Below are 17,311 nucleotides of genomic sequence, written 5' to 3' on the forward strand. Positions count from 1 at the left end.
AATGAAGGGTAGAAAATGATGATAAACAATTATAGCAATGAAAATACAATGAAGTTTTGGAATTGATAGATGAGAGTGAATAGAGTAAACCAGAATTTATATTTGAAAAAGAATTGAATCATTTAAATATAAAAACATGTATTTACTGATTTTCTGGAATCAAAAATAATTTTAAGTCATATTTCAGAAAAATAGGACAAATTAATTACAAAAATAACACCAAAGTTTATCTGATTGCAAAAACGAAACGGTCATTTCCGCTCAGATCTTGAATCAGTTCAGAATGCGCTAAATTTTGATATAAATCTAAAGTTTCCTGACCCAGTTTCTGATTGATTTCAAGGAAAACCAAACCGTTTTTATTTAAATATTTCCCGCAGTCATCTGCAATTTTTCTGTAAAAAATCAATGCATCTGAAGTCGGAGAAAAAAGAGCCATTTTCGGCTCAAATTCTTTTACAGAATCAGCGATTTCCGTTTCTTCATCTACTCCGATGTAAGGTGGATTTGAAATAATAGCATCAAATTTTTCATTTAAATCTAAATTCAAATAATCTGCATGAATAAAATTAATATTTAAATCATGAAATTCTGCATTTCTCTTTGCTGTTTCCAGAGCTTTTTCCGAAAAATCAATGGAGGAAACTTCTGCGTTGGGAAAATGCTTCTTCAAAACCAAAGGAATGATGCCGCTGCCGGTTCCTATGTCGAGGATTTTGAGATTTGAGATTTGAGATTTAGCAACGCTCAGTTCGGCTTTGCTTCGTGTGAGATCTGAGATTTTTTGAATAGCAATTTCCAGCAATTCCTCAGTTTCAGGTCTTGGAATTAAAACGTTTTCATCTACAAAAAACTTCATTCCATAAAATTCGGTTTCGCCTAAAATCTGAAGATAAGGTTTTCCGGTTTTCAAATCTGAAATAATGTTTTCAAATTGAATCTGAATATCTTCCGAAATATTTTCGTTAGAAAACTGCCGCTGCTGAACTGCATTCAATTCAAAAATTGATTCAGCAAAAATCTGAAAAACAAAATTGCTTTCAGATTCGGAATAAATCTCTGAAAGTTGCTGTACAAAATTTTTTTTTAAATCTGAAAATGTCATTTTTTCTAATAAAACATCTCTGTTTTTCTTGTTTTTAGTTCAATCCTATTTTCACCGACAGAAAATTCATCCATCAGAGGCAACTGTATTGTTTTGTTGACTTTTTCTTTCCAGCGGCTTGTTTTCGGTTTGTCTACATTGTCACTGCAGTCTTCCGAACTGTGCTCAAACACGGCGATTCCCGTCGATAAATTGTAATCTAAAGAGTCAAAGTAATCGCACGGCGACCCAAAATTTACGCTTGCACCAATGAGGTACCAGTTTTGATTTTGAAATCTGTACCGATGGGTGTAGCTCCATTTTTGCCTGCTTCCACCAAAATGACTGACAATTATTGTATTATTTCTAATGCTGATTCCCTCAAACGGATTTCCCATCATTCCGCCGTGGGCTGTAGATAGTATGGGATTGGTAGATTGATGCCACAAAGTCCAGTCTTCACCTGCTTTCTTAAAGATTACAAGTGCCTGTTCGAATCCCAAATCTCCTTCAACCGGAGTTTCATAAACGCAAACGGCTTCATCGCCGGGTTCGTCATCCAAATTACCAAATTCTTTGACTTTTAAAGTCCAGAATTCCGGAGTAAAATCCTCAATATTTTTGGCTTTTTTCAGATTAATTTGGCTTTCAAAATCACCGTTTTTTACTGCGTTATCAAAATTTTCAATTTTCTTTTTCTTTTGAATTGCAATTTTAGGAATATTATTTCGTATCGAATTTGCTATTTCAGGAAGTTCAGGTAATTTAAAATTTCTTTGAACAGTGGCAGAACTGTAGTATTTTATCTCACGATATTCGTAATCTATAAGTTTTTTTTCTGCATTAATTCCCAAATCCACATCTTTTCTGAAATGTTTTTTTGAGGTCCAGTTTCCCTGTTTATCGTATACGTATTCAAACGTATTTTCGCTCAGTGGATGCCCTGTATACTCTATACTTTGCTCAAAAACCAGGTTTTTGTGCTCATCATATTGTCGGGTTATTTTTGTAGACTTCTCAGTTCCTAAAAGATGATATTGCTGTTCGGTTTGGTTCTTATCATTGTCTGAATAAGAAAATTCGGTTTTATTTTCAAGACTGTTGTGATTCTGATACCAAATTTCTGATGTCAAACGACCGTTTTCATCGTATTCAAAGGTTACGTCACGATTTTCGACAATGTAATCTTTTATTTTAGTCGGTTGATATTTTCCGTTGATCCAACGGTATTCGTGAACTTTAGATTGGTAAAGAGGAGTTGTTTTAGTAAGTATCGGGAATTCAAATTCGTATTTTTCTTCGTTGGCCAAAGAATCATAACCGTAATCAATTATTTTAACAGTAGTTTTTTTCTCATCTGAAGAATAGTGATATTTGGTGTAGCCTTCAAAGATATTTTCCTTTTTCTGATCAGATGTATAATAAATTTCTTCATCTAAAAGTCCGTCAGGATTATAGAAAAGCCATTTATAAGAATTTCCATATTTACTTTCAACAGTTTCTTTCAGAATCAACTCATTTTTATCATAATGAAATTTCTCAGTTATAAAAGTTTCTGAAGATTTGTACTGCCTGTACTTTTTCCTTCCATCCTGTAAATATTCTGTGTAGGTCTGCTTCGCATATGGCAATCCGTTGAATCTGGCAGAAATGCTGTCTTTATTCTGGGGTTTTTTATATTCAGTTACAGAGAAAATATTTTTTGAAGTATATTCTATTGTGTCTCCGTAAGCACTGTTATAAGTATGATTGTCAAGAAATCCGTTGATAGAAAGGATTTTCTTTTCCTGCGAACAGCAAACCATGAAACTCATTGTGAAAACAAGTTTTAGGGCGAATTGTAAGAGTTCAGTCAGGACTTTCATGATTTACCTGACAAAAACTAAATTAGTACCTGTCGATTTTTCCTCATCAATCCTGTAGCCTTCATAGTTGAAAGCTTTTACATCATTTAAATTTTTTGCGTTGGTTTCAGCACAAAATCTTACGACCAAACCTCTCGCGTGTTTCGTGTAAACAACAATAGTTTTAGGTTTCCCGTTTTTCAATTCATAAAAATCAAAATCGATAACCTGATGATTGAGTTTCTTTTTATCAATCACTTTAAAGTACTCATTGCTCGCAAGATTGAGAACAATTTCATTCTTTTTCAATTCAGAATTTAATTGCTCTGTCACTTTTTCTGTCCAAAACGAATAAAGATTTTTATACTCTTCAAATTCAAACGGTCGACCCATTTCAAGACGGTAAAGCATTACTTTATCCGAAGGTTTCAGCAAACCATACAATCCTGAAAGAATTCTGTAATTTTTCTGAAGATAATCCACCGCTTTTTTATCCAGAGTTTTCGCATCTAAACCTCTGTAAACCTCGCCCGTAAAGGCAAACATTGCCGGAGCGGAATTTTTTGCTGTCGGTTTGGCACTCCACTTTTGATTTCTTTCCCAGTTCTCGTCAGCGAGTTTTGACGAAATTTCCATTAAATCTGAAAGATATTTCGGTGTTTTCTCCTTTAAATATTTGTGAATATGTGCTGCGTCATCAATGAATTTTGGCGTAGAAGATCTCAGATGATCGGTCGTGTTTTCTACATTCATCAATTTTGCTGGTGAAGTAATGAGTTTCATGAATTAAATTTAAGATTTTGGACTCAAAATTCAAGATTTAAAATTTAAGATTCAAGATTTTCGCGAATATTAAATATTCAATCTTGAATTTTCAACATTGAATTTAGATAATACCTTTTCCCTGACGGATGATTTCCGGTTCCCCCGATGTCAGGTCAACAATCGTTGACGCAACATTATCGCCATATCCGGAATCAATTACGATGTCAACCAGATGATCATATTTCTCGGCAATCAGTTCCGGATCGGTAGAATATTCGATGATTTCATCGTCGTCGTGAATAGAAGTCGAAGCGATTGGATGTCCCAGTTTCTCCACAATCAGCTGCGGAATCGGATGATCAGGAACTCTGATCCCGATTGTTTTGTGATTTTTATAAGCTAAAGGTAAACTTTTGTTGGCTTCCAGAATAAAAGTGAACGGTCCCGGAAGGTGGCTTTTCAAAAACCTGAAAACTGATGTATCAATAGGTCTCGTAAAATCTGAAAGATGGCTTAAATCATTACAGATAATTGAGAATTTTGCTTTCTCGAGCTTCTGCTTTTTGATTTGGGCAAGTTTTTCCATGGCTTTGATGTCGAAAATATTGCATCCCAAAGCATAGATTGTATCAGACGGATAGATGATGAGTCCGCCGTTGTTCAGGGTTTTAATGACCTCGTTGATAAGGTTTTCCTGAGGATTGTCGGGGTAGATTCTGAGTATTTTAGCCATAGAACAAAGATAGTAATAATTAAAATTATTTCCTGTGAAATCCCTTATTTAAAAGAAATATTAGGAATTGTAAAATATTGTCGTATATTTGCAATCCAATATCGCGGGATGGAGCAGTAGGTAGCTCGTCGGGCTCATAACCCGAAGGTCATCGGTTCGAGTCCGGTTCCCGCTACTAATTTATTATAATCGTTACAGTCGGTACGATTCAAAAGAAACACCGCGGGATGGAGCAGTAGGTAGCTCGTCGGGCTCATAACCCGAAGGTCATCGGTTCGAGTCCGGTTCCCGCTACTAATTTATTACAATCGTTACAGTCGGTACGATTTAAAAGAAACACCGCGGGATGGAGCAGTAGGTAGCTCGTCGGGCTCATAACCCGAAGGTCATCGGTTCGAGTCCGGTTCCCGCTACTAGATTGAAAGAGAATTACGAAAGTAGTTCTCTTTTTTTTGTTTAAAACTTATTTTCATTTAAAAAAAATGGATATTTTGGATACTCTGATGAAAAAAGAAATATAATTTTCAAAATTTTATTGAAATTCAGAATTAAAATTTTTAGATTGCATTTGAATTTAGGTTGGAATTTAGAAATCAGATTTTTGAACCTAAATTGATCAGTCAACTACAATATAATTCACATTAAAATAAAATCTATGAGCACACAGCAGGAAAAGGTAGAGAAAATTGAAGCATTTATGAAAACGTGGTTCACGCGTTTTGATCAGCTTGACGAGAACAGTTACTTCACACAGTATCTTTCTGACGATGTAAAAATGAAGTTTCCGGGAAATGACGAGTTCACTGGTCACGAAGGATTCAACAACTGGTTTACAGAATCTAAAAACAACATGCTGGGAAATACCACGCACCATGTTTCAGACATTAAAGTAACAGAAACTTCCGAAGATGAGTTTGATATTGCTTTCAACGTGAGATATATTGCACCCATGAAGCAGGCAAACATCGATATGGATGTAAAAGAAGACTGGAAAATGAAGTGGGATAACGAAAAAGACCAGCCTGTTATCACTGAATACATCGTTAGCTAATTGGCAAATCATAAAAATTATAAAATGAGAATCAACTTTGGTTCTCATTTTTTTTTAACCACAAAAGACACAAAAGGTTTTTAGCGGAACGTAAAACCTTTTAAAAGTTCATATAAGCATACTGCCAAAGATCATAGATATTTTTGTACGTTTTAAAGCCCCAATTTTTATTTAGAAAATTTTATTTTTGATTAAATGAAATCTAAACATGAAAGAAACTGAGAAACATAACGAGCGGTTTGCCAAACTGACCTTCGCTTCTGTCTATCCTCATTACGTAACCAAGGTGGAAACTAAAGGGAGAACAAAAGAAGAGCTGCATCAGGTGATCGAGTGGCTTACAGGATTTGACGAAAAAAAACTGCAGGAAGTCATCGATGAAAAAATTACGTTTGAAACTTTTTTCGAAAGAGCAAACCTCAATCCCAATGCGGAACTCATTACCGGAACTATCTGCGGCTACAAAATTCAGGAGATAGAAAATCCGCTCACGAGAAAAGCAAGATATTTAGATAAATTAATTGACGAACTGGCAAAAGGAAAGAAAATGGAGAAAATTCTGAGACAGTAATTTGAAATTCTATTAAATCAGAAACTAAACTTTTAAACAAAAAAAATCCGCTTCGAAAAGCGGAGTGAATTTTTTAGTTTACAAGAGAACTGAAAGGCTGTAATTTCAAATCATCTGATTTCAGACTTTCAAAATATTTTGTTTTTTCAACACCTTTCATATTGGCTGTAGCGCCTGCGGCAGACGTAAAATCTTTATCAATTGTCGTTGCGATTTCTGTGGGCTTCAGGTCTTTTTTCACTTCTTCATCATCAACACCTAAGAAACCATTCTTTTTAGTCAGATATGAAATGAAATTATCATATTTAGTCAAAGTGCTTCTGAAATATTGCGTGTGATAATTTAAACACTTGGTAGCCACTTTTTTCTTTTTATTTACGATGCAGCTTGCAAGGTTTCCTTTATATAAATCAAATTCCTGAGAAACTGCGTTGTATTCTTTTCTCAAAGCTTCTGTTCCGTTGGTAAGAATAGTCTGGTCTCCTTCTTTTTCGCTAGTTTTCTTTAAATATTCAATTACGACAGGCACCGTAGCTTCAATTTTTGATTTTGCCTCAGTAATTGATCCAAATACCGATGACTGCGCAAATGTGAATGAAGATGTGCACATCAAAATTACAGCCAGTAGAGTATATCTTTTCATAAATAGATTTTTATAATTTTTTTCAGACCACTAAAATAGATATTTTTTCTTATTTTTTCTCACTTCCTCATCATTTTATTTAATAAATTTTAACAAGTTTTAAGAATTTGAATGAACTTGATTATTATCAATGAATTATTATCAGTTTCATTAAATACTAAATTGTGTTAAATATTAAAATTATTGTATTGAAAATCAGTTATTTGATTTAATTCAAATCTTTATCACTATAAAAATAGTTGTATGAATTGATTTAATTTCTACATTTGTATCACTAAGTAATTAGTTATATAAAATTGATATTTAAAAATGAAAATACAGAATCTTACCAAAGCCGAAGAGCAAATCATGCAGTATCTCTGGAAACTTGAAAAAGGTTTCTTAAAAGATGTTCTTGATCTCTTTCCCGAGCCAAAACCTCATACGAATACCGTTTCCACTATTTTAAAAGTTTTAAAAGACAAAGATTTTGTGGATTATAATGTAATTGGCAGACAGCACGAATATTTTGCTTTAATTTCTAAAGATCAGTATTCCGGAAAGACGATGAAAAGTCTTGTGAAAAATTATTTTAAAGGATCTTACAAAAGTGCTGTTTCTTTTTTGGTGGAAGAAAGTGAAATGAGCGTGGAAGATCTTGAAATGCTCCTTAATGAACTAAAAAACAAAAGCTGATATGGAAAATCTATTGATCTATTTTCTGAAACTTTTTGCATGTTCGGGTGTAATGTTTCTTTACTATCAGTTGTCTTTAAAAGACAAGACCTTTCATCACTACAACAGGTTTTATCTTTTGGCTATAATGCTGGTTTCGATATTTTTACCACTGTTGAAAGTTGAAGATTTTACCATCGAAGTGAGCGACCGGATTTACCTCCTTTTTGAGCAGGTACAAAGTTTTAAAACTCCAAAAAACATCAATAATGACCACACTTATTTTAGAATTATTTTTTCGGCTCTGGGACTGGTTTCTCTCTTTTTTATAGTCAAAATTCTTACAGGAATTTTTAAAATCGAGAAATTAAAAAGCAGTTTCCGCAAAGAACAGATAAAAGGCATCAATTTTTATCAGACCGACCTTACAGACGCACCTTTTTCCTATTTCAGAAACCTTTTCTGGAAAGATTCCATCACTTTGGATTCTGATGTCGGGAAACAAATCCTGAAACATGAAATGGTGCATATTGAGCAGAAACACAGCATCGACAAGATTTTTGCTGAAGTGATCACAGCAGTTTTCTGGTTCAATCCGTTTTTCTATTTAATAAAAAAAGAAATCAGTTTAATACACGAATATCTTGCCGACAACAAGGCTGTTGAGAAAAAAGACACCAAAGCATTTGCGCAGATGCTTCTGACCAGTCATTTTTCGGGGACTGCACTTCCGGCGGCGAGTCCGTTTCTTAATTCAAACCTCAAAAAAAGATTACAGATGTTACAAAAACCCAATACCAAATTTGGTTATACAAGAAGAATTTTAGCTTTACCTATCGTATTTACCGTAGCTTTTGCCTACTTGGTTAATGCAAAAAACACAGAAATAAAAAAGACCAATATTGAAATTGAAAAGGCAGTTTCAGAAATTATAAAAGATACTATCGTTCCAAAAGAGAAAATTGTTTTCAATGAAAATATTACTCCGCCAAGATTAAAAAAAGAGGTTGTTGCAGAAAAAAAAATCTCTGAACTGAGCACAAAAATTGAAAAAGAATCTAAAAATCTGAAAGCCTTAAAACCGGAATCGGAAGAGTTTAAAGCAAGTCTTAAAGAAATCGAAAAACTTTCGGGAGAAATCAGCAAAGCTGTGAATTCAAAGGAATTCAGTCTTCATATTCCGGATGTTGATAGTGAAAAACTCATGAAAGCATTTAATTCTGAAGCTTGGAAAAATGAGCTTGAACGTCTTAAAACGATGAACATCGAAATGCCTGATCTTTCAAAAATTGAAATAGATGGCGAAAAACTGAGTTTTCCAGAAGGAACCAATGTGAAAATTTACAGACATAATGGAAATTCTGTTGATTTTCCCAAAGGTGCAAAAGTAAAAGTGTATAAAAACGGACATAATATAGATACAAGCTGGATGCCTGGAAGCGAAGCTTTCATTGAAAAAAAAGAAAGCCCTGAAAATGCCAAACGCAGAGCTAAACTCGAAAAAGAAGCTGCAAAGCTCAATGCTAAAAGAGCTAAGCTTGAAGGTGAGCGTGCGAAAATTGAAGCAGAAAGAAGAATGCTGGATGGCAGAAATCCAATAGTAATCAGATCTGTGAAAAATATTTCAGCTCCTTTTCCACCGGTGGTTGGAAGAACTACAACAATGAGGTTTCCAAATGGAGGAGTAAATGTTTCAAAACCGAAAATCTTTAGTATGCATGGTGACTCAAATATCAAATACTATCTGGACGATAAGGAAATCACTGAAGCAGAATTTAAAAAACTTGACAGCAAAAATTTTAAAAGAATGACCGTGAACAAGCAAAACACAGATGGGAAAAGTTCTGGTGAGATAAGAATTGACACGAAATAAAAACAGCCAATCATGGAAATTCTTTTTTTCTACATTTTAAAAGTCTGCATTTGTTCAGCTGTTTTGTTTGGGTACTACTTTTTGGCACTAAGAGATAAAACATATCATCATTACAATCGGTTTTATTTAGTTGGGAGTCTAATAGTTTCGGTGGTTTTACCTTGGATTAAGATTGAAGATTTTACCATTGAAGTGAATCCTGATGTGTACAGACTTTTTGAAACGTTACATTTAGAAAACAGTATAAACGAAAATTCAAGCTATTTTTATCTGATTCCAATAGTTGTTTTAACGACAGTTTCGTCGATAATGTTGATTAAATTTATTCTGGGAATTGCTGAGATTCAGAAATTAAAAAAGAGTTTTTCTGGTGAAGTTTATAAAAATATAAAATTTTACCGTACCAATCTTCACAATGCACCTTTTTCATATTTCAAAAACCTTTTCTGGAAAGAATCTATTGATTTGGATTCTGATCTTGGAAAGCAGATTTTAAAGCACGAAATGGTACACATAGAGCAAAAACACAGTATAGATAAAATCATTGTGGAGATTTTTACGGCAGTTTTCTGGTTCAATCCTATTTTTCATCTGATAAAAAAGGAAATATGTTTGGTACACGAATATCTTGCAGACAAAAAAGCAGTAAAGCAAAACGATACCAAAGCTTTTGCGGAAATGCTTTTAGCAAGTCATTTTTCGGGAACAAATCTTCCGGCAACAAGTCCTTTTCTCAGTTCAAACCTTAAAAAAAGATTACAAATGTTACAAAAACCCAACACAAAATCTGGTTATGCAGGAAGAATTTTAGCATTACCACTCGTTTTCACAATTGCATTTACTTATTTGGTCAATGCGAAAAATACAGAAATTAAAGCAACCAATTCTATTATTTCTGAAATGGTAAAAACCATTGAAAGCGATACTTTAAGACCTTCAAAAAGAGAAGCCAGAAAAATGCAGAAAGCTCAGACAAAAGCCGAAAAGCAAATTTCTGAGGCAAGACTGGAAATTGAAAATGCCAAAATAGAAATTGAGCAAGCCAGAGTTGAAATGGCAGAAGCTGAAAAAGAGATAGCAGCAGCAAGGGTAGAGATGGAAGTTGCTAAAGAAGAAGTTTCAAAAGCTTCGGAAAATAGAAAAAATGAGTACGAAAAGTTTTACAAAGAAGCTGAGATTAAAAGAAAGGAAGCTGCTGTAAAAATGAAAGAAGCGAAAATAGAAATGCAGAAGCAAATTGAGATTTCAAGGGAGCAGGCTGATTTTAACAGGAAATTTTCTGCAAACAGAGACTACAGCAAGAAACCTCTGTCGACAGAAGAACTGGAATTTTTGAAAAAAGATGCTAAAACCATTGAAGATTTGGCGATTGAGAGCAAAAAAAACTATAGTAAAAACAATGCAGGCTTTTTCAAATTGGACAGAATGGAAAGCAGAGTGTATGATCTGAATGGAAATCAGCTGAAGAATGAATCTTCATCACCTGTTGGAAACAATATCTCCATGTTTGGAATTGCAGTAGATGCTCCCGAACTCTTTGTAAATGGCAAAAAAGTATCAAGAGAGGAGTTTTTAAAACATTCAATCGATAAGAATAATTTTAAAAATCCTGATTTAGAGTCTAATATTAAAGTATTAAAAGTAGACAGAATCGGAAATGAAAAATATTCCTACGCCAGAAGAATGGAAATTATTACCAAAAATTAATCTTTATACACTATGAAAAAACTTTTTATTGGTACTTTTCTTCTTGCCATTGCTATTTTTCAGGCTCAGAATAAACGTTTCTTTTACGACTACAAATATATTCCGGACAATAATGATAAATCTGATGTGAAAACCGAAATGATGGTTTTGGATATTGATGATTCCGGATCTAAATTTTACAGCTACACAGTTTATCAGGCAGATTCCTTGGTTAACGCTGATCTTCAGAAACAGCTTGCTGCAACCGGAAGAATTGAAATTAAATCAGATATGAAGAAAGCCGGAAACCGGTTTATTGTGTCAAAAAAATATCCTGAGTACAAAGTTTTTTTCCATAACAGGTTTTTGTCAGATTCTTATAAAGTTTCTGAAGAAAGAAAAATAAACTGGAAAGTAAGTAATGAAAAACAAAAAATAGGAAGCTGGAATACACAAAAAGCGGAAGCCGATTTTGGCGGAAGACATTGGGTTGCGTGGTTTTCAGATGAAATTCCCATTCAGGACGGACCGTATAAATTTCATGGACTTCCTGGTATGATTGTACAAGCAGAAGACGACACAAAATCTCACATTTTTACTTTACAGGGAATTAAAACCATTGACAAGATACCTCAAAATGTATTTCCTTCTAAAGAAATTTTAATCAGTCAAAAGCAATATGATAAGCTTGTAAAAGATTACGAGAGAGATCCTACAAAAGGCTTTAAACAAATGCAGATTGGAAATATTTCGCTTCAAATGGCAGATGGTTCAAATCAACATATGAAAGAGCAGGAAAACAGAATCAAAGAAGCGATTAAAAAAGATAATAACAGAATAGAATTAACTTCGAAATAAAATGAAAAAGAGAATCCTACATTTTAGCCTCTTGCTTTTATCCGTAATGGCTTTTTCTCAGACCAACCGATTTTTCTACGACTATAAATTCATTCCCGACATCAACGATAAAGCCGATGTGAAAACGGAAATGATGGTTCTAGATATTGATGCAAAGGGTTCGTCATATTACAGTCATGCCACTTTTGTAGCAGATTCTACGCAGAGGGCAGATATTGAAAAGCAGATTCAGATGAATCCGACCAGTATTAATATTAAAAGAACTGATACGCCTGGGCAAATCACTTTTAAAGTAACTAAAGAATATCCGGATTTTAAAACGTTTTTATACAGAAAGATATCAAGTGATCAGTATAAAATCGCTGAGGATTCTAAACCTGAATGGAAAATCTCCGGTGAAAAACAGAAAATCGGAGAGTACAACACCCAAAAAGCAACCACAAACTTCGGCGGCAGGGAGTGGACAGCATGGTTCACGCAGGAAATTCCTTTTCAGGATGGGCCTTATAAATTTTATGGTTTACCTGGATTGATTGTTAAAATTGAAGATGCTACAGGAACTCACGTGATGACTTTGGCAGGAAACAAAAAGATCAAAGCAGCTTCACAGGAAACTGAACTTAATCTTCCCACTGAAGTCCGTGTTTTTGGCATGGGTGGAAAGGAAATTGAGGTGACAGAAGACCAGTTCAAAAAAGCCTGGAAAGCTTACGTGAACGATCCGACGAAAAATATGCGCGAAATGATGCAGAAAAATACAGACAACAACCGCGTAGTTTTTAAAACAAAAACTGCTGATGGCAGGGAGATTTCAGATCCAAACCAGGTTTTCAGGGAAATGGAAAAGAAAGCAAAAGAAGGATTTAAGAAAAATAACAATCCCATAGAACCGGATTTGCAGAAATAAACAAAACCAGCCCCGAAAAGGCTGGTTTTTTTATTGAAGTTTAAGTTTAAATTATTTCTTCCCGGTAATCCACTGATCCTGAAGTTTTTTCTCTGCAGCAGTAGGGTTGGCTTTGAAAACTAAATTTTCAACAGTCATTTTATCAAGAATGGCTTTGCCTTTTAAATCAATTTTTTCAGATTTTCCGTCTTTATTTCTCAACACGGTAAGCGTTACATTCTGTCCGTCTTTTACACCTTTAGCGTAATTTACAAACTCCTGAATATTCTGAATGTTGATGGTTTTTCCATCCAGAGCAACTACTTCATCGGTGATTTTAAATCCAATTGATTTTGCAAAAGGAGAAAGGGCAGAGCTTTCGTCAAAAATAAAAGTATTGTTTTTGTCGTTGTAACCCGTCTGATTCGGGTCTTTTACAAACCAGAAAATCGGTGGTGTATCCTGCTTTTGAACTTCAACTCCGACTTCTTTCAAGTATTTTTCATACGGTGTAGCCTCACTTCCAGCAATATATTTATTGTAAAAATCTCTCACCTGCGGATAGCCTGTAACTTCAACCAATTCGTCAATCAATTTATCATCTTTGAAAGGTTTATTTTCACCAAATCTCTGAGACAGTTTCCTGATCATATCACGATAACCCATCTCGCCGTTGGAAAGTTTTCTCAATTCGATATCCAAACACATCGCCAACAAAGCTCCTTTTTCGTAAACATTACGGTATTGATCTTTGTACTCGTCTTTCAGGATGTTTTTGCTCATCACTGTAAACGGCATTGTGTCGTTGTAATTTTTAGAATTAGTGATTTTGTCGGTCATTCTTTTCAGAAATTCATCTCTTGTAATCAAACCTTCCTGAATCTGGAAAAGATTGGCAAAATACTCAGTTCCTCCTTCGTACATCCAAAGATGCTGAGACATTTTCGGGTCTGCATAATCGAAATAATGAATTTCTTCAGAATGCACTTTCAGAGGATTTACTGTGTGGAAAAATTCGTGAGAAACTACGTCTGTTATGGTCTGGTCAATCGCTTCTTTCGGCATCATTTCAGGCAAAACAACGCTGGTAGATTCGTGATGTTCCAAAGCACCGAAACCTTTAATCTGCGGGCCGTCTGTACCTGCAAGATAAAGCATGATGGCGTACTTTTTATTGGTATTCATATCACCCAAAAATTTCTTCTGAGCAATCACCATTTTCTCTAAATTTTCTTTAAAATCTGCTGCTTTATACTTTCCCGTCGGAGAATAAACGCCCAAAACCAGTTCCATTCCTCCTGCGTTGAAGGTTACGTAGTCCGGTTTGGTGTACATCAGCGGAGAGTCCGTCAGTTTAGCATAATTTGCTAAGGTAAAAGTATCCGTATCTTCAGATTTATCCTGATCTACCAACGCTGTCGTTCCGTAGAAATCCTTTGGTTTTTTTACGATTAACTGGTAAGGAACATCCTGCATATTCTCAATATAACCAACGAAACCGTGGGTGTTGACAAGATAAACTTTACCTTCTTCGATATTGGTTCCTGATGGTGAAAATACTGCTTTATGCTTGGTATTATCCATTTCATCATCGAAACTGTCGTTTACCCAATAGGTAACTGTAGTTAAATTCTGCGCATTTTTTAAAGTATAAGAATTGTCATTCACCTTTGTGAAAGCCAGCTCTTTTCCTTTGTTATCGATGAATTTTATTCCTTCAATAAATCTTCCGTAATCGTCTGTGGAATATGTTCCCGGAACCGTCTTCGGAAAGTGAAATTTCACGTCGCCTGATTTCATTTTCGGAAATTCAAGGCTTACATTTACTTTATCGTCTTTAATATTAACAAGGTCAATTTGCGTCTTTACAGATTGTGCATTAAATGCTATTGCGGATAAAAGTCCTAAGCTGATTGCAATTTTTTTCATGCTGATTTTATTTGCTTAAGTAGTTGCAGTAAAACTGATTTTGTTACAGAACAGATGTTAAAAAAAAGCAAAAGCGAACGTGCGATTTTGCTTTTCCAATGTTTTTCAGCCTCAGCCTGAACCTCAACCTAATTTACCTTTTGATATCTGATGTAATTGTTTTTATTAAACTCTACTGCAACATCATTTTTCAACTTCACCGTCTGCCATTCTTCAGTAGGTTTTATCCATTCGCCACTCACTTTTAAAGGAAGTTTAAAGTTTTTCACGACTTTGCTGTACTTAAATTTCAGTTCATTTCCTTTTTGAGAATATTCCAAAACCGGAACGTCTGTAGTTCTTAGATACTGATTAAAAACTGACGAAAAATCAATTCCCGATTTATCAGAAATGTATTTTTCTATTTGCTCTGTGGTGACTGTCTGGTGGTAAAAATCCTTATTTAAACCTCGTAAAATCTGTCTGAATTTCTCATCATTATCAATCACCTGACGGATCGTGTGGAGCATGCTCGCACCTTTAGGATACATATCGCCACTGCCTTCATTTCTCACTCCATATTTCCCGATAATTGGCACATCATTGCTGATCGAGCGCTGAACTCCCTGAGCATAAATCTCGGCGGATTTTTTATCCATATATTTTTCAGTAAAAAGCACTTCAGAATACATCGTAAAACCTTCATGAACCCACATGTCTGCCTGATCTTTTGCGGTGATATTGTTGGCAAACCACTCGTGACCACTTTCGTGAACAATAATGTAATCCCAGTTTAAACCGACTCCGGTTCCGGATAAATCACTTCCCAGATAGCCGTTCATATATTGGTTTCCGTACGCAATATTGCTTTGATGTTCCATTCCTAAATATGGAGAATCAACCAGTTTGTAAGAATCTTCATAGAAAGGATAGGGGCCAAACCAATATTCAAAAGCTTCAAGCATAGGTTTTACCTGCTGAAACTGTTCTTTTGCTTTATCTAAATTATAATCAATCACCCAATAATCCAAATCAAGCTTTCCTTTTTCGCCAGTAAAAGTGTCTTTAAAATTGACGTACTTCCCGATGTTTGGAATGATAGAGTAGGCGTTGATCGGGTTTTTCACCTCCCAGGTGTACGCTGTTTTGTCACCTTCTTCTTTTTTGCTGATCAGTCTTCCGTTTCCAATCCCCACAAGATCTTTTGGAGTAATAATTTTCATAGAAATTCCCTGATCAGGCTCATCGCTCCAGACATCTTTAGTCGGAAGCCATACGGAGGCGCCAATTCCTTCATCGGCAACGCTCATCCACGGATTTCCTTTCTCGTCTTTTGTGAAAACCCAGCCTCCGTCCCACGGAGCACGTTTTGCAATCGTCGGTTTTCCTGAATAGGTTACATCAATAGTAAATTTTTCACCTTTTTTAAAATTCTTTTTGGCAGAAATAAAAATGAAATCACCGTCCTGCTTAAAACCGTCTACAGTTGGGAAGCTGCATTCAACCTTATCGGCTTTCATCGGCTTTTGCAAATCGATCTGAAAAACAGGGTTTGAAATATCTTTTGTGATTTCAAAACTGATTTTATTGTTGCCTTTAATGCTTTTTGAAGCAAAATCGGGTTCCACAGAAAGATCATATCTTTTTACGTCCCAAAAATTCCTGAATTTAGTGTCTGAACCTTTTAAAGTGTCTTCTTTGGTAAAAGTTTTACCATGCTCAAAAAACTGCCCGAAAGCCAGTGATGAAGCGAAAAGCAGCGAGAAAGTGATTTTTTTCATAGGTTATGTATATTTCAAAAATAGAGAATTAATTTTTCTTTTAGTCGTAAAAGTTTTGTGAATGTAACAGGATTTTTAAAAATAAAAAAAGCACTTCCTAAAAGAAAGTGCTTGTCATCTGTTATTTTAAATTTTTTAATTCTTTGCTAAATCTGCATTTGCTTTCTGTACCTTTTTATAAGTATAGCCCGAAGCCAAGATACTGAATTCATACAATGCCAGCAACGGTAAAGCTGCCATCATCATACTCAAAACATCTGCCGGAGTAATAATCGCTGCAACCACCATAATTAAAACAATGGCGTGACGGCGATACGTTCTCATAAACATCGGCGTTAAAATTCCGATGGATGTAAGGAAGTAAATCAAAATAGGGAATAAAAATACAACACCCATTCCCAATACAACCTGTAAAAACAATGTCGTGTAATCGCTCAGGTCATAAAGTGGAATAATAATGTTTGAAATCTTAAAAATTACCCCAAAATTCACCGCAAATGGTAAAATTAAATAGTAACCGCAAAGAACGCCCGCTAAAAACAGTATCCAAACCGAATTGATAATAAAAATAGAATTTTTTCTCTCTCTCGGATGCAAGGCCGGACTGATAAACCTCCACAATTCCCAGACAATGTACGGAAATGCCAGAACAATACCACCAAAAATGGAGACCGCCATCATTACATTAAACTGCTGATACAGCCTTTGTACACGCACAGGGAAATCCTTTGGAAGCGTGATGCTGTCTTCACCCAAAATCATTCTTGAGAAGTGATTGGCAATTCTGAAAGTCGGAAAATCATTACGGGTAGGACCAAAAAACACATGATCCATAATCCATTCTATATTATATCCGATAATAAATGCTGCGATGATAATCGCTATAATTGCGCGGATGAGATGTCCTCTCAGCTCGCCAATATGTCCCCAGAAAGACATGTCTTTACCTTCGCTCACAAAATATTTTTTAAGTT

At 35.0% G+C, this 17,311-nt stretch carries 15 protein-coding genes and 3 tRNA genes; 10 read left to right on the forward strand and 8 right to left on the reverse strand.

What is annotated here, in order from left to right; all coding sequences use genetic code 11:
• Positions 1-226: 226 nt before the first annotated feature.
• The 4 genes from prmC to AC2A1G_RS14465 form a co-directional block, all read right to left on the reverse strand.
• Positions 227-1,105: a peptide chain release factor N(5)-glutamine methyltransferase gene (gene prmC / locus AC2A1G_RS14450; RefSeq protein ID WP_484047622.1), complete on the reverse strand. Its 879-nt coding sequence runs from the start codon at positions 1,103-1,105 to the stop codon at positions 227-229.
• 5 nt (positions 1,106-1,110) lie between these two features.
• The gene (locus AC2A1G_RS14455; protein WP_484047623.1) at positions 1,111-2,949 is read right to left on the reverse strand and encodes a hypothetical protein; all 1,839 of its coding nucleotides are present in this window, start codon (positions 2,947-2,949) and stop codon (positions 1,111-1,113) included.
• A gap of 3 nt (positions 2,950-2,952) precedes the next feature.
• The gene (yaaA, locus tag AC2A1G_RS14460; protein ID WP_484047624.1) at positions 2,953-3,711 is read right to left on the reverse strand and encodes a peroxide stress protein YaaA; all 759 of its coding nucleotides are present in this window, start codon (positions 3,709-3,711) and stop codon (positions 2,953-2,955) included.
• Positions 3,712-3,814: 103 nt separating this feature from the next.
• Positions 3,815-4,426: an L-threonylcarbamoyladenylate synthase gene (locus AC2A1G_RS14465; protein ID WP_484047625.1), complete on the reverse strand. Its 612-nt coding sequence runs from the start codon at positions 4,424-4,426 to the stop codon at positions 3,815-3,817.
• Between the two features lie 102 nt (positions 4,427-4,528).
• On the opposite strand from AC2A1G_RS14465, the gene AC2A1G_RS14470 reads away from it, so the two are divergent.
• From AC2A1G_RS14470 to AC2A1G_RS14490, 5 genes are all read left to right on the forward strand, one after another.
• Positions 4,529-4,601: transfer RNA gene (locus tag AC2A1G_RS14470), tRNA-Met, on the forward strand.
• A 46-nt stretch (positions 4,602-4,647) separates the two neighbouring features.
• Positions 4,648-4,720, forward strand: a tRNA-Met gene (locus AC2A1G_RS14475).
• 46 nt (positions 4,721-4,766) lie between these two features.
• Positions 4,767-4,839 (forward strand) — tRNA-Met (locus AC2A1G_RS14480).
• 242 nt (positions 4,840-5,081) lie between these two features.
• Positions 5,082-5,477 carry a hypothetical protein gene (locus AC2A1G_RS14485; RefSeq protein WP_484047626.1) on the forward strand — a complete coding sequence of 132 codons (396 nt, stop codon included), beginning with the start codon at positions 5,082-5,084 and terminating at the stop codon, positions 5,475-5,477.
• A 208-nt stretch (positions 5,478-5,685) separates the two neighbouring features.
• Positions 5,686-6,048 (forward strand): DUF2200 domain-containing protein, encoded by a 363-nt coding sequence (locus AC2A1G_RS14490; protein ID WP_484047627.1) that lies wholly within the window; start codon positions 5,686-5,688, stop codon positions 6,046-6,048.
• A 73-nt stretch (positions 6,049-6,121) separates the two neighbouring features.
• Here the strand turns inward: AC2A1G_RS14490 and AC2A1G_RS14495 are convergent, their stop codons facing one another.
• Positions 6,122-6,691, reverse strand: coding sequence for a hypothetical protein (locus tag AC2A1G_RS14495; protein WP_484047628.1), 570 nt, complete (start codon positions 6,689-6,691; stop codon positions 6,122-6,124).
• A 309-nt stretch (positions 6,692-7,000) separates the two neighbouring features.
• Here AC2A1G_RS14495 and AC2A1G_RS14500 point away from each other — a divergent pair, with 309 nt between their 5' ends.
• The 5 genes from AC2A1G_RS14500 to AC2A1G_RS14520 are packed head-to-tail and all read left to right on the forward strand — an operon-like array spanning position 7,001 to position 12,669.
• On the forward strand, positions 7,001-7,366 hold the full coding sequence (locus tag AC2A1G_RS14500) for a BlaI/MecI/CopY family transcriptional regulator (RefSeq protein ID WP_484047629.1): 366 nt from the start codon (positions 7,001-7,003) through the stop codon (positions 7,364-7,366).
• Position 7,367: 1 nt separating this feature from the next.
• Complete coding sequence (locus tag AC2A1G_RS14505; protein WP_484047630.1) at positions 7,368-9,218, forward strand: M56 family metallopeptidase; 1,851 nt, start codon at positions 7,368-7,370, stop codon at positions 9,216-9,218.
• A gap of 12 nt (positions 9,219-9,230) precedes the next feature.
• Positions 9,231-10,925 carry a M56 family metallopeptidase gene (locus AC2A1G_RS14510; RefSeq protein ID WP_484047631.1) on the forward strand — a complete coding sequence of 565 codons (1,695 nt, stop codon included), beginning with the start codon at positions 9,231-9,233 and terminating at the stop codon, positions 10,923-10,925.
• A gap of 12 nt (positions 10,926-10,937) precedes the next feature.
• Complete coding sequence (locus tag AC2A1G_RS14515; RefSeq protein ID WP_484047632.1) at positions 10,938-11,762, forward strand: GLPGLI family protein; 825 nt, start codon at positions 10,938-10,940, stop codon at positions 11,760-11,762.
• A 1-nt stretch (position 11,763) separates the two neighbouring features.
• A complete protein-coding gene (locus tag AC2A1G_RS14520) occupies positions 11,764-12,669 on the forward strand; it encodes a GLPGLI family protein (RefSeq protein WP_484047633.1) in 906 nt (301 codons plus the stop codon).
• Between the two features lie 51 nt (positions 12,670-12,720).
• Here the strand turns inward: AC2A1G_RS14520 and AC2A1G_RS14525 are convergent, their stop codons facing one another.
• The 3 genes from AC2A1G_RS14525 to tatC form a co-directional block, all read right to left on the reverse strand.
• Positions 12,721-14,577, reverse strand: coding sequence for a M61 family metallopeptidase (locus tag AC2A1G_RS14525; RefSeq protein ID WP_484047634.1), 1,857 nt, complete (start codon positions 14,575-14,577; stop codon positions 12,721-12,723).
• 128 nt (positions 14,578-14,705) lie between these two features.
• A complete protein-coding gene (locus AC2A1G_RS14530) occupies positions 14,706-16,337 on the reverse strand; it encodes a M1 family metallopeptidase (protein WP_484047635.1) in 1,632 nt (543 codons plus the stop codon).
• A 135-nt stretch (positions 16,338-16,472) separates the two neighbouring features.
• Positions 16,473-17,294, reverse strand: a complete 822-nt coding sequence (tatC, locus tag AC2A1G_RS14535; RefSeq protein ID WP_484047636.1) for a twin-arginine translocase subunit TatC — start codon at positions 17,292-17,294, stop codon at positions 16,473-16,475.
• Positions 17,295-17,311: the final 17 nt, after the last annotated feature.

The organism is Chryseobacterium sp. HNCC26DJ240, assembly GCF_057180485.1.

Excerpts from the sequence above, each read along its gene's own strand:
- AC2A1G_RS14490 (WP_484047627.1), top strand. The coding sequence starts at position 5,686 with ATGAAAGAAACTGAGAAACATAACGAGCGGTTTGCCAAACTGACCTTC.
- AC2A1G_RS14500 (WP_484047629.1), top strand. The coding sequence starts at position 7,001 with ATGAAAATACAGAATCTTACCAAAGCCGAAGAGCAAATCATGCAGTAT.
- AC2A1G_RS14515 (WP_484047632.1), top strand. The coding sequence starts at position 10,938 with ATGAAAAAACTTTTTATTGGTACTTTTCTTCTTGCCATTGCTATTTTT.
- AC2A1G_RS14530 (WP_484047635.1), bottom strand. The coding sequence starts at position 16,337 with ATGAAAAAAATCACTTTCTCGCTGCTTTTCGCTTCATCACTGGCTTTC.
- AC2A1G_RS14465 (WP_484047625.1), bottom strand. The coding sequence starts at position 4,426 with ATGGCTAAAATACTCAGAATCTACCCCGACAATCCTCAGGAAAACCTT.
- AC2A1G_RS14485 (WP_484047626.1), top strand. The coding sequence starts at position 5,082 with ATGAGCACACAGCAGGAAAAGGTAGAGAAAATTGAAGCATTTATGAAA.
- yaaA (WP_484047624.1), bottom strand. The coding sequence starts at position 3,711 with ATGAAACTCATTACTTCACCAGCAAAATTGATGAATGTAGAAAACACG.
- AC2A1G_RS14455 (WP_484047623.1), bottom strand. The coding sequence starts at position 2,949 with ATGAAAGTCCTGACTGAACTCTTACAATTCGCCCTAAAACTTGTTTTC.
- prmC (WP_484047622.1), bottom strand. The coding sequence starts at position 1,105 with ATGACATTTTCAGATTTAAAAAAAAATTTTGTACAGCAACTTTCAGAG.
- AC2A1G_RS14495 (WP_484047628.1), bottom strand. The coding sequence starts at position 6,691 with ATGAAAAGATATACTCTACTGGCTGTAATTTTGATGTGCACATCTTCA.
- AC2A1G_RS14525 (WP_484047634.1), bottom strand. The coding sequence starts at position 14,577 with ATGAAAAAAATTGCAATCAGCTTAGGACTTTTATCCGCAATAGCATTT.
- AC2A1G_RS14505 (WP_484047630.1), top strand. The coding sequence starts at position 7,368 with ATGGAAAATCTATTGATCTATTTTCTGAAACTTTTTGCATGTTCGGGT.
- AC2A1G_RS14510 (WP_484047631.1), top strand. The coding sequence starts at position 9,231 with ATGGAAATTCTTTTTTTCTACATTTTAAAAGTCTGCATTTGTTCAGCT.
- AC2A1G_RS14520 (WP_484047633.1), top strand. The coding sequence starts at position 11,764 with ATGAAAAAGAGAATCCTACATTTTAGCCTCTTGCTTTTATCCGTAATG.